Consider the following 24,729-nt stretch of genomic DNA (forward strand, 5'->3'; position numbering starts at 1 on the left):
GCCTCACCTGCGGGTGAGCGTTACTTCAACGCCTTGTAGCGCATGCGCTTGGGCTTGGCGCCTTCTTCGCCCAGGCGCTTCTTCTTGTCGGCTTCGTACTCCTGGTAGTTGCCGTTGAAGAAGGTCCACTGGCTGTCGCCTTCGGCCGCGAGGATGTGCGTGGCGATGCGGTCGAGGAACCAGCGGTCATGGCTGATGACCATCACAGTGCCGGCGAATTCGAGCAAGGCGTCTTCCAGCGCACGCAGGGTTTCCACGTCCAGGTCGTTCGACGGTTCGTCGAGCATCAACACGTTGCCGCCGGCGATCAGGGTCTTGGCCAGGTGCAGGCGACCGCGCTCGCCGCCCGACAGCGTGCCGACCTTCTTCTGCTGGTCGGCGCCGTTGAAGTTGAAGCGGCCGGCATAGGCACGGCTGGCCATCTGAAACTTGCCGACGTTGATGATGTCCAGGCCGTTGGAGATGTCTTCCCACACGGTCTTCTGGTTGGCCAGTTCATCGCGGTGCTGGTCGACGAACGCTGCGCGCACCGTGGAGCCGATGATGACTTCGCCGCTGTCGGGCTGCTCCTTCCCGGCGAGCAACTTGAAGAGCGTCGACTTGCCCGCGCCGTTCGGGCCGATGATGCCGACGATGGCGCCCGGTGGCACGGTGAAGCTCAGGTTGTCGATCAGCATGCGGTCGCCGAAGGACTTGCTGACGCCGTGGAACTCGAACACCTGCTGGCCCAGTCGCTCCGCCACAGGAATGAAGATTTCCTGCGTTTCGTTGCGCTTCTGGTATTCCATGTCGCTCAGCTCTTCGAAGCGCGCGAGACGGGACTTGCTCTTGGCCTGGCGCGCCTTGGGGTTCTGGCGCGACCATTCCAGTTCCTTCTTCAGCGCCTTGGCATGGGCTTCTTCGCCCTTTTGCTCCTGCGCCAGGCGTTCGCCCTTCTGCTCGAGCCAGGTGCTGTAGTTGCCCTTCCATGGAATACCGCGGCCGCGGTCCATTTCCAGAATCCATTCGGCCGCGTTGTCCAGGAAGTAGCGGTCATGGGTGATGGCCACCACAGTGCCTGAGAAGCGCTGCAGGAACACTTCAAGCCACTCCACCGATTCGGCATCCAGGTGGTTGGTCGGCTCATCGAGCAGCAGCATGTCGGGCTTGGACAGCAAGAGACGACACAGCGCAACGCGGCGCTTTTCGCCCCCTGACAGCAGGCCGATCTTCGCGTCCCACGGCGGGAGGCGGAGCGCATCAGCGGCGATCTCCAGCTGGTGTTCGGAATCGGTGCCGGCGGTGGCGATGACGGCTTCGAGCTGGGCCTGCTCGGCGGCCAGCGCATCGAAGTCGGCGTCTTCGGCGCCATAGGCGATGTAGACCTCTTCGAGCCGCGCCTTGGCCGCGAACACCGCGCCCATGGATTCTTCGACCGATTCGCGCACCGTGTGCTCGTTGTCGAGCTTGGGTTCCTGTTCCAGGTAGCCGATGGTCATCCCCGGCATGGGCAGCGCCTCGCCCTCGAACTCCTTGTCGACGCCGGCCATGATCTTGAGCAGCGTGGACTTGCCCGAGCCATTGAGGCCGAGCACGCCGATCTTGGCGCCGGGGAAAAACGAGAGCGAAATGTCTTTCAAGAGCTGCCGCTTGGGCGGCACGGTCTTGCTGACGCGGTTCATCGAATAGACGTATTGGGCCATCTGTGTACTTGCGTTGGGTCAGGGTGGTTGCGCAGGCGGCCGAGAAAATCGGGCGCGGCAAACCGTCGATTATCGACTCATGCGACAATCGCGCCTGTTGCCGGGTCCAGTTGCCCGCAACAGCGGCTCTTCTGCCGGGGACAAGAAGGCTTCAGCATCCCGATGCGACAGCCCTCGGCTCCCACCCTTGATTCATCTGCCTGAACTGACCATGCCGCCCCAGCAAAGGGTGCGTGGAAGGCCGATGCCACTGCGCCGTGCAAGGCGCTATTGCTTCCAAATGACCTTTGACGATCTGAAGTTGGCCCCGGCCATCCTGAAGGCTGTGCTCGAGCACGGCTACGACACCCCCACCCCCATCCAGGCCCAGGCGATCCCCGTGGTGCTCGACGGCCACGACTTGCTTGGCGGCGCCCAGACCGGCACCGGCAAGACGGCCGCCTTCACGCTGCCCATGCTGCACAAGCTCACCATGAGCCGCAGCGCCACCAACAAGTTCGGCGGCACCGGCATCCGCGCCCTGGTGCTCACCCCGACGCGCGAACTCGCCGCACAGGTCGAGGAATCGGTGCGCACCTACGGCAAGTACCTGCAGCTCGAATCCACCGTGATCTTCGGCGGCGTCGGCATGAACCCGCAGATCAGCAAGCTCAAGAAGGGCGTCGACATCCTGGTGGCGACGCCCGGCCGTCTGCTCGACCTGCAGCAGCAAGGCATGCTGGACCTGTCGCAGGTGCAGATCCTGATCCTCGACGAAGCCGACCGCATGCTCGACATGGGCTTCATCCACGACGTGAAGAAGATCCTCGCCCTGGTGCCCAAGGAAAAGCAGAGCCTGCTGTTCTCGGCCACCTTCAGCGACGAGATCCGCGACCTGGCCGCGAACCTGCTCAAGAACCCGCAGAGCATCCAGGTGACGCCGCGCAACACCACGGTGCAGCGCATCACGCAGGTGGTCCACCCCGTGGGCCGCGGCAAAAAGAAGGCGCTGCTCGCGCACATCATCAACGAGCACAACTGGAGCCAGGTGCTGGTGTTCACCCGCACCAAGTTCGGCGCCAACAACGTCGCCGAATTCCTGACCAAGAACGGCATCGAGGCGATGGCGCTGCACGGCAACAAGAGCCAGAGCGCCCGCACGCAGGCGCTGGCCGGCTTCAAGAGCGGTGACATCCGCGCGCTGGTGGCCACCGACATCGCGGCCCGCGGCATCGACATCGACGAGCTGCCGCACGTGGTGAACTACGAGATCCCGAACGTCAGCGAAGACTACGTGCACCGCATCGGCCGCACCGGCCGCGCGGGCAACAGCGGCGAAGCCGTGAGCCTGGTCTGCCTGGACGAAGAAGGCTTCATGCAGGAGATCGAGCGCTTCACCAAGCAGCAGATCCCGGTCGTGACCGTCGAAGGCTTCGGCCCCGAAGAAGGCGAGCGCGCCGAACCGATCGCCATGGGTCGCCAGACGATCTGGGGCGGTGCCGGCCGTCCGCCGAGCCGTGACGTGATGCAGGCAGCCGCCAAGGCCGCCCGCACCGAGATGCTGCAACGCGTGCGCGACAACAAGGCCGGCCAGGGCGAGCGCTCGGGTGGTGGTGGCGGCAATGGCGGTGGCGGCGGTGGTCAACGCCGTGGCGGTGGCGGTGCCCCGCAAGGCGCCCGCAACGGCGGCGGTGGTGGTGGCCAGGGCCAGGGCGCCCGTGGCCAGGGCCCGCGTCCGCAAGGTTCGGGCCGCGGCCCGCAAGGCCCGGCGCGCGCACCGCAAGGCCTGCCACATGACGAACGCCAGCCGCGCGACGAGCGCCAACCGCGCCATCACGGCAACAGCCACAGCCCGACGCAGGCCAACCAGGTCGCGCACCTGCGCGCCGAAGCCGTGACCGGCGGCGTTGCCGGCCAGCCCGATCCGTTGCGCACCAGCGTCGACGCGACCTTCGGCGCAGGCCGTGGTCGCCGTGGCGGTGGTGGTGGTGGTGGTGGTGGTGGCGGCTACGGCGGCAACCGTTCCGGTGGTGGTGGCGGCGGCGGCCGCTCGGGCGGCGGCTACGGTGGTGGTGGTGGTGGTGGCCGTTCCTACGGCCGCTGATCGACCTCCATCGATCGACAAAGAAAGGGCGCCTCGGCGCCCTTTCTGCTTCATGCCGGACGGTCTAGTCAAGCGCGAGGTGTGGTGCGGTTCATGTGGGTCTGGGTTCCGTGGCGCCGCCGCTGGCTTTCCACGCGTCAATGCCACCCAAGAGAAATTGAGCATCGAGTCCGGCCGATCTCAAAAGCAAAATGCGGTTCCGCGACTCATCTCGTGGCCAGCAACGCAATAGACGACGACCTTCTGATCCGACCGGATCTCTTCGACCCAGTCACGGACGCGCGCAGGGTCGCCCCAGATGGCGCCAGCGATCAGGTCTTTTGCCTCTTCGAATGCGCCGGCCCGACGAACGTCAAGGAGTACTCGGGAGGCAACGGGGTCTCCGCGGACGGCGGCGAGCGGCTCGGCCGCGTCATGAACGACGCGCTGGTAGCGTCGATGCACGCCTTCCCAGCGGATGTTGCTCATGAACGCATCGACATACGCCCCTGCGCGCGCGCCGTGGTCGACGGCGAAAGGTCAGCAGCACCCAGCCCGAGCCGTCCGATTGGGCGCACCCCATTGGAGCGAACTCATCTTTCCAACGTTGCACGCTGCCGAAGTTCGCGGTCAAGGCGACCGCCATGGGAGGGGAAATGTCAGAGGTGCGATCGCTAGCGCGACAGCAAAGTCACGGCCAGACCGACGGCTGCGCAAGCCCCGAGCAGCGGCATCACGCCCACCTTGAATCGAAAGAGCGCGATCGCCGCGGCGATGGCAATGGCTGCAGATGCCACATCGAACCGACCGCTGAACCCGTGCGGCCACAGCACGTGGTACCCGAAGAAAAGCGCCAGGTTCAGGATGACGCCCACGACGGCTGCGGTGATCGCAGAAAGTGGTGCGGTGAAGCCCAGCTTGCCATGCGTAGCCTCGATCGCCGGGCCGCCCGCAAGGATGAAGACGAATGACGGGAGGACAGTGAAGAAAGTGACCACCGCGGCCGCGAGCGCAGCGCCAAGGAAGATCGAATCAGGCCCCAGCACCTGCTTGGCCCAACCGCCCACAAAACCGACGAAGGCCACCACCATGATGAGCGGGCCTGGCGTGGTTTCGCCCAGTGCCAGCCCATCGATCATCTGTGCGCCCGAAAGCCATCCGTGCTGCTCGACCGCTCCTTGGTACACATAGGGGAGCACCGCATACGCACCGCCGAAGGTCAACATCGCGGCCTTGGTGAAGAACCAACCCATCTGCGTCAGCGTGCTCGACAGTCCTTGCGTGACGATCAACGCTGCCATGGCGAAGAGCCAGAGGCCAAGGCCTATGCCTAGCACCTTGAGCAGGTGAGCACGGGAGAAACGTGCATGGGCTGGGGGCGGCGTGTCGTCGTCGATCAGCGCGGGTCCGTAGCTGTGCTTTGCCGCGCCATGGCTCCCGCCAAGTGCGAACAAGGAAGGCGCCCACCGGGCCCCGAGGTAGCCAATCAGCGCTGCCACTGCAACGATGACAGGAAACGGTGCGTCGAATGCGAAGATGGCCACGAAGGCGGCCGCCGCAATTCCCCACATCCATCGGTTCTTCAGTGCCCGTATCCCGATGCGATGCGCCGCATGCAACACCAATGCCGTGACGGCGGGCTTGATGCCATAGAAGATGCCGACGACCCATGGCACGTCGCCGAACCGCAGGTAGATCCAGGACAGCGCGATCAGTATGAAGAGCGATGGCAGGACAAACAGCGCGCCAGCGATGATCCCGCCCCAGGTCCGATGCATCAACCAGCCAATGTAGGTGGCCAATTGTTGAGCTTCCGGACCCGGGAGCAACATGCAGTAGTTGAGCGCGTGCAGGAAGCGCTTTTCACTGATCCAGCGACGACGCTCCACCAGCTCGGTGTGCATGATCGCAATCTGCCCGGCCGGCCCGCCGAAGCTGATGAAACCCAATTTCAGCCAGAACCGCAGCGCTTCTCCGAAGCCAACCGGATCGGGTGCGGCGGCGATTCTGGTCACTTGCGTGCTCCTGGGTTTTTGTTGCGTTGCTCGTCACGTTGGTAGTGCGCATAGAAGGAGTCGAGCGCAACGCTGATCTCGGCAAGCAGGCTGTCGTCGTCTGGCAGTCGCTCCCGAGCGCCAGTCAGCATTGCCTCGAAGCCCATGGCCTCCGGCACGGACGCGCCACCGACATCGAGCGAGTGCACCATGGCACCGACGCGCATGAGCGCGAGGTCTTGCTCAAGACCGAAACTTGCCAACAGGGTTTCGAAGGTCACGCGTTCTCCTACATGGGTAAAAGTCGCGCCGTCGAAATCGAAGCCGAGCGCCTTGCGCGGGCAGTCTGATGGTTTTGCCAGCCATTGAAATCGCGCGGCAGGATCGATGAAGCGTCGAATCAACCAGGCACTCGCAACACGATCGACCCAGAGGCGTTGACGGGTTGCCCACAGGCGGCCTTGGTAATCGCTCACCTTGAGTCGCGGGACTTTGTGGGACGTCTCATGCGGCTCGTCCGGAGACAGCAGTTGTTCGACCCGATTGCTGAAGTCCGTCCATGAAGCCTCGGCTTCGACGCCTGTATCGCCCGGGAAAAAGTCGATGGCACGCAATGCGTCGTAGTCGCGCCGAGATTTCTTGTGCAGACGCGTCAGCTCGGCGGGAGCCAGCGCCGGCAACGACCCCGCCGACTCCTTCCAGCTCTTGATGAGGGCTGCGTATTCTTCGCCCCTGTCAAAGAGGTCTGGGTATGCCGCTGCATCATCGGTATTCGTGGCCACCGCCGCCAAAATCCAGGCACTGCCGCCTTCGCGCTCGCATTCGTCGGCCAACGCCTTCAGCGCAGCCTGGTGGGAGGGACTGGCTGGCAAGAGGTAGGCGCCATCGCGCAAAGCCGCGCACCCTAGCGCCTTGAGGGCGCGCCAAATGCGCATTCGGGCCGTGGCGCTCTGCGTGGGAAGCGAAAGGACCAGCACCAGCCATGGCGTGTCTGCGATGTTCATGTAGCGAATAATACATTTTTGTATGTATAGCTACTAGTACTTGTTTGTCGCTGGTGACGCCGGTTTCGCCGACCGCGGGGTCGCCGCACTTATCATTCGGCCCTCGAGGACACGGTGGAGAGACACGGCATGAATCTGGTGGCAATCGACTGGGGCACCAGCTCACTGCGCGGCGCGCTGCTCGATGCAGCGGGCCGGGTGATCGACGAACGCAGCGCGGCGCGCGGCATCCTGAGCGTGCCGGCCGGTCAATTCGGCGCGGTGTTCGACAACCTGTTCGGCGACTGGATGCAAGGGCCGGGCCGTCCGCGCTGCCTGATCTCCGGCATGGCCGGCAGCAAGCAGGGCTGGGTCGAAGCGCCCTACTGTCCCTGCCCCGCCGGCCTGGCCGAAATCGCCGCGAAGGTCATCCCGGTGGACACCGACCGCGTCGCCATGGTCCCGGGCCTGAGCGACGAGCAGAGCGGCGTGCCCGACGTGATGCGCGGCGAGGAAGTGCAGATCTTCGGCGCCATGGCGCTCACCGGCCGGCGCGGCGGCCTCTTCGTGCTGCCCGGCACCCACAACAAGTGGGCGCGCGTGGCCGACGGTCGCGTCACCGGCTTTCGCACCTTCATGACGGGCGAGTTCTACGCGCTGCTGGGCACGCATTCGATCCTCTCGCGCACCATCGACACCCAGGCGCCGCTCGACGAGGCGGCCTTCCTGCTTGGCGTGGCGCAGGCCGGCAACAACGAGGGCCTGCTGCACAACGCCTTCGGCGCGCGCACGCTGTCGCTGTTCGGCCGCATGAGCGCAGCCGACCTCGCGAGCTATCTGTCGGGCCTGCTGATCGGCGAGGAGATGCGCACGCAGTCGCTGCATACGAAGGACGAGGTCGTGCTGATCGGCGCGCCCGCCCTCACCCGGCGCTACGAACTCGCACTGCAATCGCACGGCGCCGCCAGCCGCACGCTCGGCGCCGAGGCGACCTGGGCCGGCCTGCACGCCTTGGCGCACACTTTGTACCCATGACCCCCATCGACACCTTTCATGCCGCCGTGCGGCAACTCCCGCTCGTTGCCATCCTGCGTGGCCTCACGCCTGAAGAAGCGCCGGCCGTCGGCAATGCCTTGGTCGACGCCGGCTTCCGCCTGCTCGAGGTGCCGCTGAATTCGCCCCGGCCGCTGGAAAGCATCGCGCTGCTGCGCCAGCGCTTCCCCGACGCGCTGGTCGGTGCCGGTACGGTGCTCAGCGCGCAACAGGTGCGCGATGTGCACACCGCTGGCGGCGCGCTGATCGTCTCGCCCAACTTCCATGCCGAGGTGGTGGCCGAAGCGTCGCGCCTCGGCCTGGTGAGTCTGCCGGGCGTGGCAACGCCGACAGAGGCCTTCGGCGCGCTGGCGGCCGGCGCCACCGGGCTCAAGCTGTTCCCGGCCGAGGCGGCCTCGCCGGCAGTGCTGAAGGCCTGGCTCGCCGTGCTGCCCCAGGGCACGCCGCTGATGCCGGTCGGCGGCATTTCACCGACCAACATGGACGCCTGGCGGACCGCCGGCGCGACCGGTTTCGGCATCGGCTCGGCCTTGTACAAGCCGGGCAAGAGCGCCGCCGCGGTGCGCGATGCCGCCTTGCAATTCGTCGCCGCCTGGCACGCCGCGATCCGCAACTGAAGAGGCACCTGAAGACGCACGCCATGCAAGACACCGCCCGCCCCCTCGCCCTGCCCGAGAGTCCCGACGCGCAGTACGCCGCACCGCGTGTGCGCCGCCTGCGCGAAGACCTCGCGCTGGCCCTGCGCGCCGCGGCGCACCACGGCCTCTCCGAGGGCGTGTGCAACCACTTCAGCGTGGTCCTGCCCGGCGCACAGGACCGCTACCTCATCAACCCGCGCGGCCTGCACTGGAGCGAGGTCGGTGCCGACGACATCGTGCTGATCGACGTGCGCGGCGCCGTGCTGGCCGGCCGGCACCGCGTCGAGCCGACCGCCCTCTTCATCCACGGCGCGATCCACCGCATCACCGGCCACGCGGTGGTGCTGCACGTGCATTCGCCGTATGCGACCGCGCTCACGCTCACGACCGACCGTGCACTCGACCCGACGCTGAGCCAGAACGCCATGCGCTTCATGGACCGTCTCGCCATCGACGCCGAGTACAACGGCCTCGCCCTCGACGATGCCGAGGGCGAGCGCATCGCCCGCGCGATGGCCGGCAAGGACGTGGCCTTTCTCGCCAACCACGGCGTCGTGGTGGCGGGCGCCACCCTCGCGCATGCCTACGACGACCTCTACTACCTCGAGCGCGCCTGCCTGCACCAGGTCATCGCGCAATCCACCGGCCGGCCACTCGCGCCGGTGAACACGGCCCTGGCCGCGCGCGTTGCCGCGCAGGTGCAGAGCGAGCGCGAACAGTCGGACCTGTTCTTCGAAGCGCTGCGGCGGATGCTGCCGGCGCCGGCAGCCTTCCGCTGAGCGCCCGCCGTGTTGTGGATCAGGCCGCGTAGGCCGGCGTCGCCGACGACAGGCTCTGCTTGATCTGCTTGCTGATGTCGTCGGCCAGCACCTCGAAGGCACCGGCCTCCACGCCTTCCAGCGTGACGCGCGCGACATCGGCCGGCGACGACTTGGGCGCATCGAGCCCGCGCGTCATGTCGGTGTCCATGTAGCCGACATGCAGCGCGACCACCTGCGTGCCCTGCGCGCGCAGCTCGTTGCGCAGGCCATTGGTGAGCGACCAGGCGGCCGACTTCGATGCGCTGTAGGTGGCCACGCTCGGGAACGACACCCAGGCCAGCGCCGACAGCACGTTCACGATCGCGCCGCCACCGTTGGCCTTGAGCACCGGCGCGAAGGCACTGGCCAGGGCCCATGGGCCGAAGAAGTTGACCTCGAACTCGGCACGCGCCGCGGCGATCGCATCAGGCGACGCCAGGAAGCTCGACCCCATCGAGATGCCGGCGTTGTTGACCAGCAGCGTGACGTCGCTGCAGTCGCGCACGGCGGCGGCGACTTGTTCCGCATTGCCGACGTCGAGCTGGATCGGCACCACGCCCGGCAGCGTGACGCTGGCCGGGTCGCGTGCGGCCGCATAGACCTTGCGCGCGCCGGCCGCGAGGGCGGCTTGCGCGAAGGCGAGTCCGAGGCCGCGGTTGGCGCCGGTGACGAAGACGACGGAGTCCTTGAGTTGCATGGTGCGCTTTCAGTGTGAGCAAAGGAACGAGGAAGAAGTGCGGCGCATCACGGTTGCGCCAGGCGTTGCATTAGCCGCGACGGGGTGCGCGGCCAGCCCACACGGCCGAACCAGCCACCGCCCGCGATCGCCGATGCGATGACCACGCCGTAAACGACGAGCGCCACGCCCTGCGCGACGAAGACATGGCCGAGCTCGCCGCTCAGCCGCAACGCGAGCCAGCCGCCGGCCCCGGCAACCGCGAGCCGCAGCAGGTTGCCGATCACCGGCCACAGCAGGCGCCCTGCACCTTGCGAGGCGAAGTACAGCACCAGCCCGACGCCGAAGAAGCCGTAGAGCGGCCCGACCGCGCGCAGGTACTGCGTGCCGGCCTCGAGCATCGCGGGGTCGTTGCCGAAGAGCAGCAGCCAGGGCCGCGGGAACAAGGCGGCGGCGAGGCCGATCGCCTCGGCCAGCAGAAAGGCGATGCCCGCGCCGGCCCAGGTCGCGCGCAAGGCCCGCTCGCGCTGGCCGGCCCCGATGCAGGTTCCCACCATGGCGAGCAACGGCGCGCCGAGGCCGAAGATGAGCGGCACCAGCAGGTACTCGAGCCGCGAGGCCGTGCCATAACCGGCGATGGCGCCGGGGCCGAAATGGCCGGCCAGTGCCGTCGCGATGCCGATCGACAGGTTGGTCGACACCGTGGCGATCGACGAGATCAGGCCCACGCGCAGGATGCCGCGAAAGATCGGCCAGCGCAGCCGCACGCTGGAGAACGACAGCTTGAGCAGGCTGCGGCTCGACGCCATGTACATCAGCAGCGCCACGATGCCCAGCAGGTAATAGAGCAGCAGCGCCACCGCGCCGCCCGCGATGCCCATGCCAGGAATCGGGCCCCAGCCGAAGATCAGCAACGGCGACAGCGGGATCAGCACCACCACGCCGGCGACCGTGACGTTGGCCGGCACCGACATGTTGCCGGTGCCGCGGATCACGGCCGCAAGCGAGTTGAAGATCCACACCAGCACCGCGCCGGCGAACACGACGTGGGAGTACGTCAAGGCCGCTTCGAGCGAGGCACCGGTGCCGCCCATCAGCGCATACAGCCAGCGCCCGCCGAAGAGCAGCGCGAGCATGAAGACGATGCCGAAGCCTGCGGCGATAACCATGGCATGCACCGCCACCGCGTCGGCCTCGTCGCGCCGCTGCGCGCCCAGCGCGCGCGCCACGGCGGACGCGATGCCACCGCCCATCGCGCCAGCCGAGGTCATCTGCATCAGCATGACGATCGGGAACACCAGCGCCATGCCGGCCAGCGCATCGGTGCCCAGCTTGCCGACGAAGTAGGTTTCGATCAGGCCGACCGCCGCCTGCGCGACCATCACCAGCACGTTGGGGGCGGCCAGGCGCAGCAGCGTGGGGACGATGGGCCCTTCGAGCAGCATGCGCGTGCGCGGTGCGATCGGGGGGGCCGGGCGTGCGGCGGCGGGTGCAGTGGCGGTGTTCATGGCGACCTCAGGCGCGCGACGCGACAGGTGACGAGGACCGGACGCCGCCGGACACGGCCGGGCGGCGGATGACGAGCACCAGCACCGCCGCCAGCAAGCAGGCGGCACCCGCCACATACAGCGCCGGCGTGTAGGTCAGCAGCAGGGTGCGGGCGAAGCCGGCGCCGTAGGCCGCGGTGGCCGCGCCGAGCTGGTGCGCCGCGAACACCCAGCCAAAAATCAGGCCGGCCTTCTGCGGACCGAAGGCGGCACCGGCGAGCTTGACGGTGGGCGGCACGGTGGCGATCCAGTCGAGCCCGTAGAACATGGCGAACAGGCCGAGGCCGTAGATCGTGAAGTCCGAATGCGGCAGCCAGAACAGCGACAGTCCGCGGAGGCCGTAATACCAGAAGAGCAGCTTGCGGTTGTCGTAGCGGTCCGACAGCCAGCCCGACAGGATGGTGCCGACGAAGTCGAAGGCGCCCATCATCGCCAGCACCGACGCGGCCGGCACGGCGCTCATGCCGTAGTCGCCGCACAGCGAGATGAAGTGCGTCTGCACCAGCCCGTTGGTGCTGAGCCCGCAGATGAAGAAGGTGCCGGCGAGGATCCAGAAGGTGCGGCTCGACGCGGCCTCGCGCAGCACCAGGAAGGGCGTGCGCCAGTTCATGGCCGTGGCGGGCGCGGTCGGCATCGCGGCCGCCTCCTTCGCGGTCTGGCCGAAGGGGCGCAGCCCGAGATCCGACGGTCGGTTGCGCACGAAGGCCAGTGCCAGCAGCCCGATCACGATCGCGCCGACGAACACCGGGACCACGGCGGAGCGCCAGCCCCAGTGCTCGATCATCCATGCCGCGATCGGCAGGAAGGCCAGCTGCCCGGTGGCCGAGCTGGCCGCCAGCGCGCCGACGACCAGCCCGCGGCGCGCCACGAACCAGCGGTTGGCCACCACCGCGCCCAGCACCAGCGCCGTCAGGCCGGTGCCGATGCCCAGCATGAGGCTCCAGACGATGAAAAGCTGCCAGAGCTGCGAGGCCATCGTGACCATCGCCATGCCGAAGCCGACCAGCGCGAGGCCGGTGCACATCACGGCGCGCAGGCCGTAGCGTTCCATCAGCACCGCGGCGAACGGGCCCATCAGGCCGAACAGCGCAAAACGCAGGGCCAGGGCCGACGAGACCTGCTCGGTGCTCCAGCCGAATTCCTTGCCGAGCGGCTGCATCATCGCGCCGGGCAGGCCCAGCGCCGCCGACATCATCAGCATGGTGAGGAAGGTGACGGCAGCAACGATCCAGCCGTAGTGGATGCCGCGGCGCTGCAGCCAGGCGGAAACTTGGGGGGCGAACATGGTCGTGCGGTTTGAAAGGGGACGGACGGAGAAAGCGGAAGAGGTCGGGCAGGACGTGCGAACGCGTCAGTCCGGTTCCTCCGCATCGGGCGCCAGCAAGGCCAGCGAATCGTCGATGAGCGCGTGCAGCGCGGCCACGCGTTCGATGCCCAGTTGCGCGTTGAGCTTCTGCTGCGCCGCCTTCCAGTGGCGCTGGGCTTCCTGGCGCTTGGCGACGCCGGCCTCGGTGGCCTGCACCAGGCGGCTGCGCGCATCGGCACCCGGCGCCAGCACCAGCCAACCGGCAGCGACCAGCGGCTGCAGATTGCGACTCAGGGTCGAGGGCGTCATCTTCATCCGGGCCGCCAGATCGACCGGCCGGATCGGACCCAGGGCCACGGCATGGCTCAGCAGCGAGTACTGGGTCGTCTTCAGCCCGCATTGCATCACCTCGGCGTCGTAGTGCTGGGCGAGGCGGCGCGCAAGCTGGCGCACCTTGGAACTGGTACAGCCTTGGGGTTTGACATCGGTGCTCATGGGATATTATTGTATCTGCAACTATTGCATATACATCAACAAGGAGATTCGATGGCAGACACCCTCACCCTCGACAGCTGGATCGCCGAAGAGCGCGCCGCCCTTCAGAAGCTCGAAGCCGGCCCCGGCCCGGGCGTGGCGCGCTTCGAGGCGATCGCCGGCAAGACCGGGCTCGAGTTGATGCAGGCGATGATCGACGGCGAACTCCCCTACGCCGCGATCGCCAAGACGCTGGACTTCACGATCATCGAAGTCGCTCCCGGCCGCGCGGTGTTCCAGGGCTCGCCGCTGGCACAGCACCTGAACCCGCTGGGCACGGTCCACGGCGGCTGGGTCGCCACCCTGCTCGATTCGGCCCTGGGCTGCGCGATCCACACGACGATGCCAGCCGGCCGCAGCTACACCACGGCCGAGCTGGGCGTGAACTATGTGCGCGCCGTCACGCCGAAGGTGCTGCGGGTACGCGCCGAGGGCAAGGTGATCCACTGCGGGCGGCAGTTGGCCACCGCCGAAGCGCGCCTGGTGGGTCCCGACGGCACGCTGTATGCGCATGCCACCACGACCTGCCTGGTGTTCGATCTCGTCCAACGCTGAGTCGGGCCGCTGTCCGAGGTGGCCGCGTGCGAATAACCCCGCAGCCCCAAGCTCAATCGGCGTGGGCGGCCCCCGCTGATTGACTATTATTCGTATCGGCACCGGACTGCCGATACCGCGACGGCCTTGCGCCGCCCTTGCCCCCCCAGGAGAGACATCCTTCATGACCGCCCGCCCCCTCGTGATCGGCCGCAGCACCTTGCGCGCCCTGCGTTGTTCCACCCTGGCCGCCTGCTTCGCCGGTGCAGCCCTGTCTGCGCAGGCCGCGGAATCGCTCACGCTCTACACGACACGCGAGCCGGGCCTGATCCAGCCGTTGCTGTCGGCCTTCACGGCGCAGACGCAGATCCAGGTGAACACCGTGTTCGTGAAGGACGGGCTACTCGAGCGCGTCAAGGCCGAGGGCGCGCGCTCGCCAGCCGACGTGCTGATGACGGTCGATGCCGGCAACCTGCTCGACCTGGTCGAAGGTGGCGTGACGCAGCCGGTGAAGTCGGCCGCGCTGGAAGCGGCGATCCCCGCGAACCTGCGGGGTGCCGACGGCCAGTGGTTCGGCCTGTCGATGCGCGCCCGCGTGCTCTACGCCGACAAGGGCCTGAAGCTGGGCAACTTCCGCTACGAAGACCTGGCCGATCCGAAGTGGAAGGGCAAGGTCTGTATCCGCGCCGGCCAGCATCCCTACAACACCGCGCTGATCGCCGCCATGATCGCGCACGACGGCGAGGCCAAGGCCGAGCAATGGCTGCGGGGCGTCAAAGCCAACCTGGGCCGCAAGGCCACTGGCGGCGACCGCGACGTGGCGCGCGACATCCTCGGCGGCATCTGCGACATCGGCCTGGCCAACTCCTACTACGTCGGCCAGATGAAGTCGTCGAAGGAAGGCAGCGACGCGCGCAAGTGGGGCGATGCCATCCAGGTGCTTCGGCCGACCTTCGGCCCGGCCAAGAGCGGCGGCACGCATGTGAACATCAGCGGCGCGTCGGTCGCGAAGAACGCGCCGCAGCGCGCCAACGCGGTCAAGCTGCTCGAGTTCCTGGTGTCGGAGCCGGCCCAGGCGCTCTATGCCCAGGCCAACTACGAATACCCGGTGCGCAAGGGCGTGGCGCTCGACCCGATCATCGGCCAGACCATCGGTGAACTGAAGGTCGACCCACTGCCGCTGACCGAGATCGCGAAGTACCGCAAGCAGGCCAGCGCGCTGGTCGACAAGGTCGGTTTCGACCAGTGACCGCGATGCCGCGCGGCCTGCGCGCGGCCGGCCCGCTCTGGCGCATCGCCACGCTGCTCGTGGCTCTCGGCGTGCTCGCGCCGGTCATCACGCTGGCCTGGCTGGCGCTCGGCGCCGACTTTTCCCACTGGACCCATCTGCTGCGCTACGTGTTGCCGCAGGCGGTGCTCCACACCGCCGTGCTGCTGGCGGGGGTGGGCGCGGTGGTGCTGGTGATCGGCACCGGCTGCGCCTGGCTGGTGAGCAGCTGCGACTTCCCGGGCCGGCGCGTGCTGCACTGGGCGCTGCTGCTGCCGCTGGCGATGCCGACCTACATCGTCGCCTTCGCCTACCTCGATCTGCTGCACCCGATCGGGCCGGTGCAAGGCGCGATCCGCTGGATGCTCGGCTACGACAGCCCGCGCCAGTTCCGCCTGCCCGACCTGCGCTCGATGGGCGGCGCGATCTTCGTGCTCGGCTTCGTGCTCTACCCCTACGTCTACATGACGGCGCGCGCGATGTTCATGACGCAGCCGGCCCACCTGATGGAAGCCGCGCGCACGCTCGGCGAAGGCCGCTTCGGTGCCTTCCGGCGGGTGGCGCTGCCGCTGGCACGGCCTGCACTGGCCGTCGGCCTGAGCCTGGCGCTGCTCGAGACACTCAACGACATCGGCGCTTCCGAATTCCTGGGCATCCAGACGCTCACCGTCTCGGTCTACACGACCTGGATCACCCGCTCCGACCTGGCCGGCGCCGCGCAGATCGCCTGCGCCATGCTGGTGGTGGTGCTCGCGCTGGTGCTGCTCGAGCGCCACGGACGCCGGCACCAGCGCTTCGGTTCGACGCAGCGCATGCGTGCGATGCAACCGCAGCCACTGCACGGTGCCGCCGCCTGGATGGCGACGCTGGCAACGGCGCTGCCGGTGCTGATCGGCTTCGTCGCGCCGGCCGCCTACCTGCTGTGGGAAAGCGCCAAGCGCCTGCGGCTGGGCCACGGCATTTCCCGCGGCCTGGTCAGCAGTCTGGGCAATACGCTCGCGCTGGCCCTCGGCGTCACCGTGCTGGCCCTCGCCGCCGGGCTGGTGGTGGCATGGACCACCCGCCGCACCGGCAGCGCGCCGAACCGTGCCCGCTGGCAATCACGCACCGCGACCCTCGGTTACGCGCTGCCCGGCACCGTGCTGGCGATCGGCCTGCTGACGCCTGCGCTGGCCGTCGACGCGCAACTGGCCGGCTGGTTCGGCTGGCCCGGCCTGCCGCTCATGGGTGCGGGCGTGGTGCTCGTCGTGGCCTGCGTGATTCGCTTCCTGGCGATGCCGGTCGGCGGTATCGAGTCGGGCCTGGCACGCATCCCGCCGGCGCTCGAACAGGCGGCGCGCCTGCTCGGTGAGACCGCGGCCGGCACGCTGCGCCGCGTGCACCTGCCGCTGCTGCAGCCGGCCATCGGCGCCAGCGCGCTGCTGGTGTTCGTCGATGCGATGAAGGAACTGCCGGCCACGCTGCTGCTGCGGCCCGCCAATTTCGACACCCTCGCCACCTGGCTCTATGCCGAGGCCGCGCGCGGCACCTACGAGGAAGGCGCCATCGCGGCGCTGGCCATCGTGGTGGCCGGGCTGCTGCCGGTGCTGCTGCTGGCGCGCACGCAGTTCGCCGCCGGCGCCGCCCCACGAGGCCGAAAGGAATCCCCATGAGCGCAGCCCTGCACATTGAAGACCTCCGGCTGGCCTACGACGGGCCGCGCGGCCTGCACACGGTGGTCGACGGCCTGTCGCTCGCGCTGGAGGCCGGCCGCATCGGCTGTCTGCTCGGCCCGTCCGGCTGCGGCAAGACCACGGTGCTGCGCGCCATCGCCGGCTTCGAGCCGGTGCGCGCCGGCCGCATCCGGCTGGGGGATGTGCTGCTCTCCTCGCCCGACACCCACCGGCCACCCGAGCAGCGCCGGGTTGGCATGATGTTCCAGGACTACGCCCTGTTCCCGCACCTGACGGCGGCGCAGAACGTCGGTTTCGGCCTGCGCCGTGCGACGGCTGCGGAGCGACACGCTCGGGTGGTTGCGATGCTGACGCTGGTGGGCCTGGCCGATGCAGGCGAGAGCTTCCCGCACGCGCTGTCGGGCGGTCAGCAGCAGCGCATCGCGCTCGCACGGGCGCTGGCGCCGGCCCCTTCGCTGCTGCTGCTGGACGAGCCGTTTTCCAACCTCGATGGCGCCACACGGGAGCGGCTTACCCTCGAGGTGCGCGACATCCTGCGCCGGGCCGGCCAGACCGCGGTGCTGGTCACGCACAACGAGCGCGAAGCGCAGGCCATGGCCGATCGAATCGGCACGATGCATGGCGGTCGGCTGACGCGCTGGTAGAAAAAAACAGCGGTCTTCCGTTGTACACGGCGTGTTGGCCGACAGCATCGCCCGCGGGTTTCCCCGAACATAATGGTGACTTTCCTCTCACATTGCCAACTTTTTTCTGACATTGCCGATCATCCAAGGGGTCTGCATGAAAATTCGATTTCTGACGGCGGCGGACACCCCGCTGGCCAACCCGGACAATTCCCAGCTCGAAGCGCTGCGCAGCGCCATCCTTCCTCAATCAGGCGTCCGCGAGGCCGCGACCCTCGAGGAAGCCGACGCGCTGGTGCTGCACGAGCCCTGGGCCTTCCGGGAGCGGCGCTACATCGACCGACTGGTGGCCGACCCGGTGGTCGGGCGATGGCCATACAAGGTTTACACCCTGAACAGCGACGATGCGGCCTCGGGTCTGCTGCGGGGTCTCTACACCTGCCTGCCGCGCAGCCGTTTCGACGCCCAGCTACACGCCCCGGTGCCGTTCCTGGCGCAGCCCAACGAGGAAGTGGTGGCCCAGGCCGGGACGCCCCGCCCCCCGGCGAACTACCTCGGCACCTGGCGCGGCAACCCGAAGTCGAACCGCCGACTTCGCCAGAACCTGCTCGACCTGTGTGCCCGCTGGCCCGCCTTCAAGGTCGAATCGACCGAGAGCTGGCTCAACCATGGGCCGGACGAAAAGCGGCACTATGTTGAATTGCTGCGCTCGGGCAGGTTCTCGCTCTGCCCTGGCGGCTGGGCGCCGGCCTCGATCCGCATCTTCGAAAGCATGGCGGTGGGCGTGGCACCAGCCATCATTGCCGACGAATTCGTCGAACCGCCTGGCCCCGACTGGTCTGCCGTGTCGGTGAGGGTGCCGGAAGCCGAACTTCCGTCGCTCCAGGCCAAACTCGAGGCCCGCGTCGGCGACGCACCGGCCATGGGCGATGCTGCCTACCAGGCCTGGCGCGAGCACTTCCACCCCGAGCGGATCTTTTCGTACTACGCCGACGCGCTGCTTCGCCTGATCCGCGAGAACGCCGGTGGCGGTTCGGTGGAGGAAGAGGTCGCCCGCTGGCGCTCCCACCGGATGGCCAAGCTCAACGGCTGGACGCTGCCCCAGCGCGTGGCCAACAAGCTGCACCGGATGCTCGAACCGAGCGTCGGCTGATCAGCGGGCGTGCGCCTCGACCCAGCGCACGCGGTGAATCGGCCTCTGCGATGCGCCAGTCGGGCCGGCGTCGGACAATCGGCGTTCTCGAAAAACAGCGGACCCCAAGATGCGACTCCTCCACACCATGCTGCGCGTGGGCAACCTGCAGCGCTCCATTGATTTCTACACCCAGGTGCTCGGCATGCAGTTGCTGCGCACCTCGGAGAACACCGAATACAAGTACAGCCTGGCCTTCGTCGGCTACGAAGGCAATCCGGCCCAGGCCGAGATCGAGCTGACCTACAACTGGGACACCGATCGCTACGAGATGGGCACCGCCTACGGCCACATCGCGCTCGGCGTGCCGGATGCCTACGCGGCCTGCGAAAAGATCAAGGCGGCCGGCGGCAACGTGACGCGCGAAGCCGGCCCGGTGAAGGGCGGCACCACCGTCATCGCCTTCGTGACCGACCCCGATGGCTACAAGATCGAACTGATCGAGCGCAAGGACGAGGCCGGCGGCGGCGGGCTGCGCTGAACCGGCTTCAGCAGCCCAGCAGGTCGGCCAGCGCGCCGATGTCCCGCGCGTGCAGCGTGTTGTCCGGATGTGGCGACACATCCTTCGGATGGGCCGCGCCGAACTCCTCCGGCCGCTCGATGTAGGCGGTGCGCAGCCCGCAGGCACGCGCCGCCGCGAGGTCGTCGTGGTGCGCGGCGGCCAGCATGACCTGCCCGGGTGTCGCATCGAACACCGCGGCCACGCCGAGGTAGGTGCGCGGGTCCGGCTTGTAGGCCTTGAAGACTTCGGCCGACAGCACGCAGTCCCAGGGCAGGCCGGCGTGCTTGGCCATCTCGGTGAGCAGGCCGATGTTGCCGTTCGACAGGCTGCAGACGATGTACTTCGACTTCAGCCGCATGAGGCCGGCCACCGCATCCGGCCAAGCCGGCAGCCGGTGCCAGGCCCGGTTGAGTTCGCGCTTCTGCGTCGCATCGAGCGGCGCCACGCCGAAATTGCGCAGCACGCCGTCGAGGATGCTCAGGTGTAATTCGTCCAGCAGCGTGAAGCCGCCCTCGCCCGCCGCGATGCGCGCCATCACCGCCCGCATGGCCGGCTGGTAGCCGGCGCGCCAGGCCAGCGCAAACGCACTGCCATCGATGCCGGGCAGCAGGCGCTCGGCCTCGGCCGCGATGCCGCCGTGCCAGTCGACCACCGTGCCGAAGACATCGAACGCGATGACCTTCAGGTCGTCAGGAGCGGCCCCGCACTGCATGAGCTTCAGCGCGGCAGCTTCGTTGCTTCGCGCGCCAATTGCTCGATGCGCGCCCAGTCGCCCTGCTGGATGGCGTCGGTCGGAACGATCCACGAACCGCCCACGCAGGCCACGTTCGACAGCGCCAGGAATTCCACCGCATTGCCGGCATGGATGCCGCCGGTCGGGCAGAAGGTGACGTCGCCGAACGGGCCTTGCCAGGCCTTGAGCATCGGCAGGCCACCGGCCTGCATGGCCGGAAAGAACTTGAGCTGCTGGTAGCCGTCTTCCTGCGCCGTCATGATCTCGCTGCCGGTCGCCACGCCGGGCAGCAGCGGCAGGCCGAGGTCGCGGCAGGCCTTGCCGACCGCAGACGTGTAGCCGGGGCTCACGCCGAACTTCGCGCCGGCCAGCACCGAGGCCTGCGCGTCGGACGCACTGCGGATGGTGCCGGCACCGGCCACGGCCTCGGGCACGTCGCGGGCGATGGCCTCGATGCATTGCAGCGCCTGCGGCGTGCGCAGCGTCACCTCGAGCATGCGGATGCCGCCGGCCACCAGCGCGCGCGCCAGCGGCACGGCATGCGCCACGTCGTGCAGCACGATCACCGGGATCACCGGTGCGTCGCGCATCACGTCGAGCGCGGTGAGTTTGTCTTTGTCTACAGCCACGAGCAGGCTCCTTCTTCAGCGGTGAGCGCGTTGCGGCGCATGCCGGCGAACAGTTCGCGGCCCAGGCCGCGGCCGTTGGCCATGCGTTCTTCGGGGGGCATTGTCGCCGTCTCGCGCTGCGCCCATTCGTCGTCGGGAATCAGCACTGCGAGCGTGCCGGCCACGCCGTCGAGACGGATGACATCGCCGTCGCGTACCTTCGCGAGCGGACCGCCGGCCGCCGCTTCGGGCGACACGTGGATGGCGGCCGGCACCTTGCCCGACGCGCCGCTCATGCGGCCGTCGGTGACCAGCGCCACGCGGAAGCCCTTGCCTTGCAGCACCGACAGCGGTGGCGTGAGCTTGTGCAGTTCGGGCATGCCGTTGGCCTGCGGGCCCTGCCAGCGCACCACGCACACCACATCGCGATCGAGCTCGCCGGCGGTGAAGGCCTTCTGCAGCGCGGCCTGCGAATCGAACACCCGTGCCGGTGCTTCGATCACATGGCGGTCGTCGGGCACCGACGACACCTTGATCACGCTGCGGCCGAGGTTGCCCTGCAGCAGCTTGAGGCCACCGGTGGCGCTGAACGGTGCGGACACCGGACGCGCGACCGCGTCGTTCTTCGACGGCGCCGCCGAATGCCAGTGCAGCACGCCTTCGGCCGAAGGCTCGCCCTCCATCGTCGGGATGTTGGCGAACTCGGCGATGCCCCCGGCGCGCACGGTGAGCACGTCGGCATGCATCAGCCCGGCAGCGACCAGCTCGCCGATCACATAGCCGGGGCCGCCGGCCTCCTGGAAGGCGTTGACGTCGGCGCTGCCGTTGGGATAGACCCGTGTGAGCAGCGGCACCACGTCGGACAGGTCGGAAAAGTCGTTCCAGTCGATCACGATGCCGGCCGCGCGGGCCACCGCGACCCAGTGGATCAGGTGGTTGGTCGACCCGCCGGTGGCGAGCAGCGCGGCCATCGCGTTGACGATGGCGCGCTCGTCGACCAGCCGGCCGATGGGCGGGCACTGGAACGCCGTCGCCGACGCCTTGCCGAGCACCGTGCGCACCGCCTCGCGGGTGAGCGCCTCGCGCATCGAATCGCCGGGCTGAATGAAGGCGGTGCCGGGCACATGCAGGCCCATGGCTTCGAGCAGCATCTGGTTGCTGTTGGCCGTGCCGTAGAAAGTGCAGGTGCCGGGCGCGTGGTACGCGGCCATCTCGGCTTCCATCAGGCCCGCGCGGCCGACCAGGCCCTGCGCCGCCTGCTCGCGTACCTTGGCCTTGTCGCTGTTCGACAGGCCCGAAGGCATCGGGCCGGCCGGCACGAAGACGGTGGGCAGATGGCCGAAGTGCAATGCGCCGATCAAGAGGCCGGGCACGATCTTGTCGCACACGCCGAGCATCAGCGCAGCGTCGAACATGTCGTGCGTGAGTGCGATGGCCGTGCCCATCGCGATCACGTCGCGGCTGAACAGGCTCAGCTCCATGCCTGGCGTGCCCTGCGTCACGCCGTCGCACATGGCCGGCACGCCGCCGGCGACCTGCGCGGTGGCGCCGAGGCGGCGGGCCTCGTGCTTGATGATGTCCGGATAGCCCTGGTACGGCGCGTGGGCCGAAAGCATGTCGTTGTAGGCCGTGACGATGCCGATGTTCGGCGCGCGCTCGGCGACGATTCTCAGCTTGTCGTTGCTCGGCACGCCGGCGACCGCATGGGCCACGTTGGCGCAGCCCATGCGGTCGGAACCGCGGTCGCGGTGCCCGTAGGCGTCGATCTGTTCCAGGTAGGCGGCGCGGGTGGGCGCGCTGCGTTCACGGATGCGCCGGGTGACGGCTTGGACGGTGTCGTGGAGTGGCATGCGGGGGCTGTGGAATGCGCCGGCTGGCTGGGGCTTCATCGTAAACCCTGCCCTTTCGGCGCGTGCAGGAGAAAGAAGCATGGCGCTCCTTTCCCTGCGGAGTGGAAGGCCTTACTTGCCGCGGACCTGCAACACGGCCGCGTTGACCGAATCCCAGGTCTCCTGGCCGACCGACTTGGCGATGCCACCGTTCACGGCGACGAGCTTCTCGCGCATGCGATTGGCTTCGGCGGCGGGCAGTTCGTTGACCTGCATGCCCTTGGTCTTGAGCTCCGCGAGGGCCTTGGTGGCTTCCTCGCGCGTGTCCTTGCGTTCGAAGTCGCGGCTCTTGACCGCAGCCTCCTGCAGCACCTTTTTCTCGGCCGGGCTCAGGGTGTCCCACCACTTCTTGCTGACAGTGACGATCCAGGGACTGTAAACGTGGTTGGTGACGGTCAGGTACTTCTGCACTTCGTAGAACTTGCTCGACAGCACGGTGTTGAACGGGTTCTCCTGGCCATCGACGGCGCGGGTTTCCAGCGCGGTGAAGAGTTCCGAGAACGGCAGCGGCACGGCGTTGGCGCCCAGCGCCTTGAAGCTGTCGAGGAACACGTTGTTCTGCATCACGCGCAACTTGATGTCGTTCATGTCCTCCAGCTTGTTGACCGCGCGCTTGCTGTTGGTGAGGTTGCGGAAACCGTTCTCCCAGTACACCAGGCCGACCATGCCCTTGGGCTCCAGCTTGGCCTTGACCTTCTCGCCCACCGGTCCGTCGAGCACGACGTCGGCTTCCTTCACGTTGCTGAAGAGGAAAGGCGTGTCCCACACGGCCATCTCGGGCACGATGCCCACCAGCGTGGCGGTCGAGCCGACCATCATCTCCTGCGCGCCGCCGATCAGCGCCTGCTGCATCTGCGTGTCGGAACCGAGGGCTGCATTGCCGATGCCGCGCACCTTCATCTTGCCGCCGGAAGCCTTCTCGACTTCCTGCGCGAACAGGCGCACCGCCCGCCCCTGGTTCGAGTTTTCGACCAGGCCGTAACCGAAGCGCACGATGCGCGGCTTGAAGTCCTGGGCCTGAACGGCGCCGGCGGCGGCGAGTGCGGCCACCAGGCCGGCGAGAGCAAAACGAATGCGCATGAAGGTCTCCTGAGTAAAAAGGGAACGAGAAGAAAGAATTGAGGGAAGCGCGGAACCGGGCCTCAGGTCAGCCACGCCAGCGGCGTGGTGATGAGCGAGGGGAACAGCACGAACAGCACGGCGAGCAGCACATACATGAGCAGGAAGGGCGTGGTGCCCTTGATCACGGTTTCCATGCGCAGATTGCCGACGCCGGCCACCACGTTCTGCACGGTGCCGACCGGCGGCGTGATGAGGCCGATGCAGCCGACATAGATGAACATGAAGCCGAAGTACACCGGGTCGATGCCGGCTTTCACGGCCAGCGGCGCGCACACCGGCCCGAAGATCAGGATGGTGGGCGTCAGGTCCATGGCGGTGCCGACGACCAGCAGGAACAGCATCATCAGCGCCATGAACAGGATCGGGTCGCCCATCACGCCCGAGAAGCTGTCGGCCAGCAGGTTCGGCAGGTCGGCGAGCGTGATCATGTAGGCCGTCACGGTGGCGGCGCCGCAAAGGAACATCACCACGGCGGTGGTCTTGCCGGCGTTCAGGAAGACCTCGTAGAGCCCAGCCCAGGTCAGCTCGCGGTAGACGAACATCGAGACGACGAGCGCATAGACGGCGGCCACCACCGCCGCCTCGGTCGGCGTGAAGACGCCGCCCTTGAGGCCACCCAGGATGATGACCGGCATCATCATGGCCCAGAAGCTGTGCAGAAGCGCCTTCATGCGGGCGCCCCACGCCACCCGCGTCATGGCGGGCAACTGGTGCTTGCGCGCGATCCACCACCAGGCGCCGATCAGGAACACGCCCATCATCAGACCGGGGAACACGCCCGACAGGAACAGCTTGCTGATCGAGGTGTTGGTCGTCACGCCGTAGATCACGAAGGGCATCGACGGCGGGATGATCGGCGCGATGATGCCGCCCGACGCGAGCAGGCCCGCGCTGTAGCTGGGCGGATATTTCTGGTCGCGCATCATGGGCAGCAGGATGGTGGCGAGCGCGGCGGTGTCGGCAATGGCCGAGCCGCTCATCGACGCCAGCAGCACCGCGGCGCCGATGGCCACGAAGCCCAGGCCGCCGGGGATGTGACCGACGAACGCACGGGCCAGGTCGATGATGCGGCGCGACAGGCCGCCGGCATTCATCAGTTCGCCGGCCAGGATGAAGAAGGGCACCGCCAGCAGCGGGAAGTTGTCGAAGCCGGCCTGCAGGTTCTGCGCCAACAGCTGGGCATCGAAGAAGTCCAGGTGCCACATCAGGGCAACACCGGTCAGCACCAGTGCATGGGCGATCGGCATGCCGATCACCATGCCGCCGATGAGCACGATCAGGAAGATGGCGGTCACGATCATGGCGCGCTCC

24 protein-coding genes are annotated in these 24,729 nt (G+C 67.9%); 10 read left to right on the forward strand and 14 right to left on the reverse strand.

What is annotated here, in order from left to right:
• Window positions 1–20: 20 nt before the first annotated feature.
• The gene (gene ettA / locus ACSFBE_RS14935) at window positions 21–1,682 is read right to left on the reverse strand and encodes an energy-dependent translational throttle protein EttA (protein WP_435491184.1); all 1,662 of its coding nucleotides are present in this window, start codon (window positions 1,680–1,682) and stop codon (window positions 21–23) included.
• 280 nt (window positions 1,683–1,962) lie between these two features.
• Between ettA and ACSFBE_RS14940 the strand changes: the two genes are divergently transcribed.
• Window positions 1,963–3,765 (forward strand): DEAD/DEAH box helicase, encoded by a 1,803-nt coding sequence (locus tag ACSFBE_RS14940; protein WP_435491185.1) that lies wholly within the window; start codon window positions 1,963–1,965, stop codon window positions 3,763–3,765.
• A gap of 180 nt (window positions 3,766–3,945) precedes the next feature.
• On the opposite strand, the gene ACSFBE_RS14945 is transcribed toward ACSFBE_RS14940, so the two are convergent.
• From ACSFBE_RS14945 to ACSFBE_RS14960, 4 genes are read right to left on the reverse strand one after another with little or no spacing between them, the layout of a single operon-like run.
• Window positions 3,946–4,233, reverse strand: coding sequence for a rhodanese-like domain-containing protein (locus ACSFBE_RS14945; RefSeq protein WP_435491186.1), 288 nt, complete (start codon window positions 4,231–4,233; stop codon window positions 3,946–3,948).
• Window positions 4,178–4,390 (reverse strand): Fe-Mn family superoxide dismutase, encoded by a 213-nt coding sequence (locus tag ACSFBE_RS14950; RefSeq protein WP_435491187.1) that lies wholly within the window; start codon window positions 4,388–4,390, stop codon window positions 4,178–4,180. The genes ACSFBE_RS14945 and ACSFBE_RS14950 overlap by 56 nt, the downstream gene beginning before the upstream one ends.
• A gap of 28 nt (window positions 4,391–4,418) precedes the next feature.
• The gene (gene chrA, locus ACSFBE_RS14955) at window positions 4,419–5,759 is read right to left on the reverse strand and encodes a chromate efflux transporter (RefSeq protein ID WP_435491188.1); all 1,341 of its coding nucleotides are present in this window, start codon (window positions 5,757–5,759) and stop codon (window positions 4,419–4,421) included.
• Complete coding sequence (locus ACSFBE_RS14960) at window positions 5,756–6,742, reverse strand: chromate resistance protein ChrB domain-containing protein (RefSeq protein WP_435491189.1); 987 nt, start codon at window positions 6,740–6,742, stop codon at window positions 5,756–5,758. The genes chrA and ACSFBE_RS14960 overlap by 4 nt, the downstream gene beginning before the upstream one ends.
• Before the next feature lie 129 nt (window positions 6,743–6,871).
• Between ACSFBE_RS14960 and ACSFBE_RS14965 the strand changes: the two genes are divergently transcribed.
• Genes ACSFBE_RS14965 through ACSFBE_RS14975 form a run of 3 tightly spaced genes read left to right on the forward strand, consistent with a single transcriptional unit; the run spans window position 6,872 to window position 9,191 of the window.
• Window positions 6,872–7,756 (forward strand): 2-dehydro-3-deoxygalactonokinase, encoded by an 885-nt coding sequence (locus ACSFBE_RS14965; protein ID WP_435491190.1) that lies wholly within the window; start codon window positions 6,872–6,874, stop codon window positions 7,754–7,756.
• On the forward strand, window positions 7,753–8,391 hold the full coding sequence (locus ACSFBE_RS14970) for a 2-dehydro-3-deoxy-6-phosphogalactonate aldolase (RefSeq protein WP_435491191.1): 639 nt from the start codon (window positions 7,753–7,755) through the stop codon (window positions 8,389–8,391). The genes ACSFBE_RS14965 and ACSFBE_RS14970 overlap by 4 nt, the downstream gene beginning before the upstream one ends.
• Window positions 8,392–8,414: 23 nt before the next feature.
• Window positions 8,415–9,191, forward strand: a complete 777-nt coding sequence (locus ACSFBE_RS14975) for an aldolase (protein WP_435491192.1) — start codon at window positions 8,415–8,417, stop codon at window positions 9,189–9,191.
• A 19-nt stretch (window positions 9,192–9,210) separates the two neighbouring features.
• Here ACSFBE_RS14975 and ACSFBE_RS14980 read toward each other — a convergent pair whose 3' ends face one another.
• From ACSFBE_RS14980 to ACSFBE_RS14995, 4 genes are all read right to left on the reverse strand, one after another.
• Entirely contained in the window at window positions 9,211–9,909 is a 699-nt protein-coding gene (locus tag ACSFBE_RS14980) for an SDR family oxidoreductase (RefSeq protein WP_435491193.1), read from the reverse strand.
• Window positions 9,910–9,956: 47 nt separating this feature from the next.
• Complete coding sequence (locus tag ACSFBE_RS14985; protein WP_435491194.1) at window positions 9,957–11,396, reverse strand: MATE family efflux transporter; 1,440 nt, start codon at window positions 11,394–11,396, stop codon at window positions 9,957–9,959.
• A gap of 7 nt (window positions 11,397–11,403) precedes the next feature.
• Window positions 11,404–12,720 carry an MFS transporter gene (locus ACSFBE_RS14990; protein ID WP_435491195.1) on the reverse strand — a complete coding sequence of 439 codons (1,317 nt, stop codon included), beginning with the start codon at window positions 12,718–12,720 and terminating at the stop codon, window positions 11,404–11,406.
• Window positions 12,721–12,786: 66 nt separating this feature from the next.
• Window positions 12,787–13,236 carry a MarR family winged helix-turn-helix transcriptional regulator gene (locus ACSFBE_RS14995; RefSeq protein ID WP_435491196.1) on the reverse strand — a complete coding sequence of 150 codons (450 nt, stop codon included), beginning with the start codon at window positions 13,234–13,236 and terminating at the stop codon, window positions 12,787–12,789.
• Window positions 13,237–13,287: 51 nt separating this feature from the next.
• Here ACSFBE_RS14995 and ACSFBE_RS15000 point away from each other — a divergent pair, with 51 nt between their 5' ends.
• The 6 genes from ACSFBE_RS15000 to gloA all read left to right on the forward strand — a co-directional run bounded on the left by ACSFBE_RS15000 (window position 13,288) and on the right by gloA (window position 19,045).
• Entirely contained in the window at window positions 13,288–13,830 is a 543-nt protein-coding gene (locus tag ACSFBE_RS15000; RefSeq protein ID WP_435491197.1) for a PaaI family thioesterase, read from the forward strand.
• A 163-nt stretch (window positions 13,831–13,993) separates the two neighbouring features.
• Complete coding sequence (locus ACSFBE_RS15005) at window positions 13,994–15,058, forward strand: Fe(3+) ABC transporter substrate-binding protein (protein WP_435491198.1); 1,065 nt, start codon at window positions 13,994–13,996, stop codon at window positions 15,056–15,058.
• Between the two features lie 5 nt (window positions 15,059–15,063).
• Entirely contained in the window at window positions 15,064–16,728 is a 1,665-nt protein-coding gene (locus ACSFBE_RS15010; RefSeq protein ID WP_435491436.1) for an ABC transporter permease, read from the forward strand.
• Window positions 16,725–17,393 (forward strand): ABC transporter ATP-binding protein, encoded by a 669-nt coding sequence (locus tag ACSFBE_RS15015; RefSeq protein WP_435491199.1) that lies wholly within the window; start codon window positions 16,725–16,727, stop codon window positions 17,391–17,393. Before ACSFBE_RS15010 ends, ACSFBE_RS15015 begins: the two co-directional genes overlap by 4 nt.
• A 136-nt stretch (window positions 17,394–17,529) precedes the next feature.
• Entirely contained in the window at window positions 17,530–18,525 is a 996-nt protein-coding gene (locus tag ACSFBE_RS15020) for an exostosin domain-containing protein (protein WP_435491200.1), read from the forward strand.
• A gap of 109 nt (window positions 18,526–18,634) precedes the next feature.
• Entirely contained in the window at window positions 18,635–19,045 is a 411-nt protein-coding gene (gene gloA, locus ACSFBE_RS15025) for a lactoylglutathione lyase (RefSeq protein ID WP_435491201.1), read from the forward strand.
• 7 nt (window positions 19,046–19,052) lie between these two features.
• On the opposite strand, the gene ACSFBE_RS15030 is transcribed toward gloA, so the two are convergent.
• The 5 genes from ACSFBE_RS15030 to ACSFBE_RS15050 form a co-directional block, all read right to left on the reverse strand.
• Window positions 19,053–19,778: a haloacid dehalogenase type II gene (locus ACSFBE_RS15030; RefSeq protein ID WP_435491202.1), complete on the reverse strand. Its 726-nt coding sequence runs from the start codon at window positions 19,776–19,778 to the stop codon at window positions 19,053–19,055.
• 5 nt (window positions 19,779–19,783) lie between these two features.
• A complete protein-coding gene (gene eda / locus ACSFBE_RS15035) occupies window positions 19,784–20,428 on the reverse strand; it encodes a bifunctional 4-hydroxy-2-oxoglutarate aldolase/2-dehydro-3-deoxy-phosphogluconate aldolase (RefSeq protein WP_435491203.1) in 645 nt (214 codons plus the stop codon).
• The gene (gene edd, locus ACSFBE_RS15040; protein WP_435491204.1) at window positions 20,419–22,257 is read right to left on the reverse strand and encodes a phosphogluconate dehydratase; all 1,839 of its coding nucleotides are present in this window, start codon (window positions 22,255–22,257) and stop codon (window positions 20,419–20,421) included. The genes eda and edd overlap by 10 nt, the downstream gene beginning before the upstream one ends.
• A 111-nt stretch (window positions 22,258–22,368) precedes the next feature.
• Window positions 22,369–23,376, reverse strand: coding sequence for a TRAP transporter substrate-binding protein (locus tag ACSFBE_RS15045; protein ID WP_435491205.1), 1,008 nt, complete (start codon window positions 23,374–23,376; stop codon window positions 22,369–22,371).
• A gap of 62 nt (window positions 23,377–23,438) precedes the next feature.
• Window positions 23,439–24,719, reverse strand: a complete 1,281-nt coding sequence (locus ACSFBE_RS15050) for a TRAP transporter large permease (protein WP_435491206.1) — start codon at window positions 24,717–24,719, stop codon at window positions 23,439–23,441.
• Window positions 24,720–24,729 lie beyond the last annotated feature (10 nt).

Origin of the sequence: Variovorax sucrosi (assembly GCF_051216635.1) — a bacterium.
Taxonomy (GTDB): Bacteria; Pseudomonadota; Gammaproteobacteria; order Burkholderiales; family Burkholderiaceae_C; genus Variovorax.

What these genes read in the sequence shown, in the direction of transcription:
- ACSFBE_RS14965 (WP_435491190.1), top strand. Translation starts at nt 6,872, where the DNA reads ATGAATCTGGTGGCAATCGACTGGGGCACCAGCTCACTGCGCGGCGCG.
- gloA (WP_435491201.1), top strand. Translation starts at nt 18,635, where the DNA reads ATGCGACTCCTCCACACCATGCTGCGCGTGGGCAACCTGCAGCGCTCC.
- ACSFBE_RS14960 (WP_435491189.1), bottom strand. Translation starts at nt 6,742, where the DNA reads ATGAACATCGCAGACACGCCATGGCTGGTGCTGGTCCTTTCGCTTCCC.
- ACSFBE_RS15020 (WP_435491200.1), top strand. Translation starts at nt 17,530, where the DNA reads ATGAAAATTCGATTTCTGACGGCGGCGGACACCCCGCTGGCCAACCCG.
- ACSFBE_RS15015 (WP_435491199.1), top strand. Translation starts at nt 16,725, where the DNA reads ATGAGCGCAGCCCTGCACATTGAAGACCTCCGGCTGGCCTACGACGGG.
- ACSFBE_RS14950 (WP_435491187.1), bottom strand. Translation starts at nt 4,390, where the DNA reads ATGGCGGTCGCCTTGACCGCGAACTTCGGCAGCGTGCAACGTTGGAAA.
- ACSFBE_RS15000 (WP_435491197.1), top strand. Translation starts at nt 13,288, where the DNA reads ATGGCAGACACCCTCACCCTCGACAGCTGGATCGCCGAAGAGCGCGCC.
- ACSFBE_RS14970 (WP_435491191.1), top strand. Translation starts at nt 7,753, where the DNA reads ATGACCCCCATCGACACCTTTCATGCCGCCGTGCGGCAACTCCCGCTC.
- ACSFBE_RS14980 (WP_435491193.1), bottom strand. Translation starts at nt 9,909, where the DNA reads ATGCAACTCAAGGACTCCGTCGTCTTCGTCACCGGCGCCAACCGCGGC.
- ACSFBE_RS15045 (WP_435491205.1), bottom strand. Translation starts at nt 23,376, where the DNA reads ATGCGCATTCGTTTTGCTCTCGCCGGCCTGGTGGCCGCACTCGCCGCC.
- ACSFBE_RS14945 (WP_435491186.1), bottom strand. Translation starts at nt 4,233, where the DNA reads ATGAGCAACATCCGCTGGGAAGGCGTGCATCGACGCTACCAGCGCGTC.
- ACSFBE_RS15030 (WP_435491202.1), bottom strand. Translation starts at nt 19,778, where the DNA reads ATGCAGTGCGGGGCCGCTCCTGACGACCTGAAGGTCATCGCGTTCGAT.
- ettA (WP_435491184.1), bottom strand. Translation starts at nt 1,682, where the DNA reads ATGGCCCAATACGTCTATTCGATGAACCGCGTCAGCAAGACCGTGCCG.
- ACSFBE_RS14995 (WP_435491196.1), bottom strand. Translation starts at nt 13,236, where the DNA reads ATGAGCACCGATGTCAAACCCCAAGGCTGTACCAGTTCCAAGGTGCGC.
- ACSFBE_RS15005 (WP_435491198.1), top strand. Translation starts at nt 13,994, where the DNA reads ATGACCGCCCGCCCCCTCGTGATCGGCCGCAGCACCTTGCGCGCCCTG.
- ACSFBE_RS14975 (WP_435491192.1), top strand. Translation starts at nt 8,415, where the DNA reads ATGCAAGACACCGCCCGCCCCCTCGCCCTGCCCGAGAGTCCCGACGCG.
- edd (WP_435491204.1), bottom strand. Translation starts at nt 22,257, where the DNA reads ATGCCACTCCACGACACCGTCCAAGCCGTCACCCGGCGCATCCGTGAA.
- ACSFBE_RS14990 (WP_435491195.1), bottom strand. Translation starts at nt 12,720, where the DNA reads ATGTTCGCCCCCCAAGTTTCCGCCTGGCTGCAGCGCCGCGGCATCCAC.
- ACSFBE_RS14940 (WP_435491185.1), top strand. Translation starts at nt 1,963, where the DNA reads ATGACCTTTGACGATCTGAAGTTGGCCCCGGCCATCCTGAAGGCTGTG.
- ACSFBE_RS14985 (WP_435491194.1), bottom strand. Translation starts at nt 11,396, where the DNA reads ATGAACACCGCCACTGCACCCGCCGCCGCACGCCCGGCCCCCCCGATC.
- ACSFBE_RS15010 (WP_435491436.1), top strand. Translation starts at nt 15,064, where the DNA reads ATGCCGCGCGGCCTGCGCGCGGCCGGCCCGCTCTGGCGCATCGCCACG.
- ACSFBE_RS15050 (WP_435491206.1), bottom strand. Translation starts at nt 24,719, where the DNA reads ATGATCGTGACCGCCATCTTCCTGATCGTGCTCATCGGCGGCATGGTG.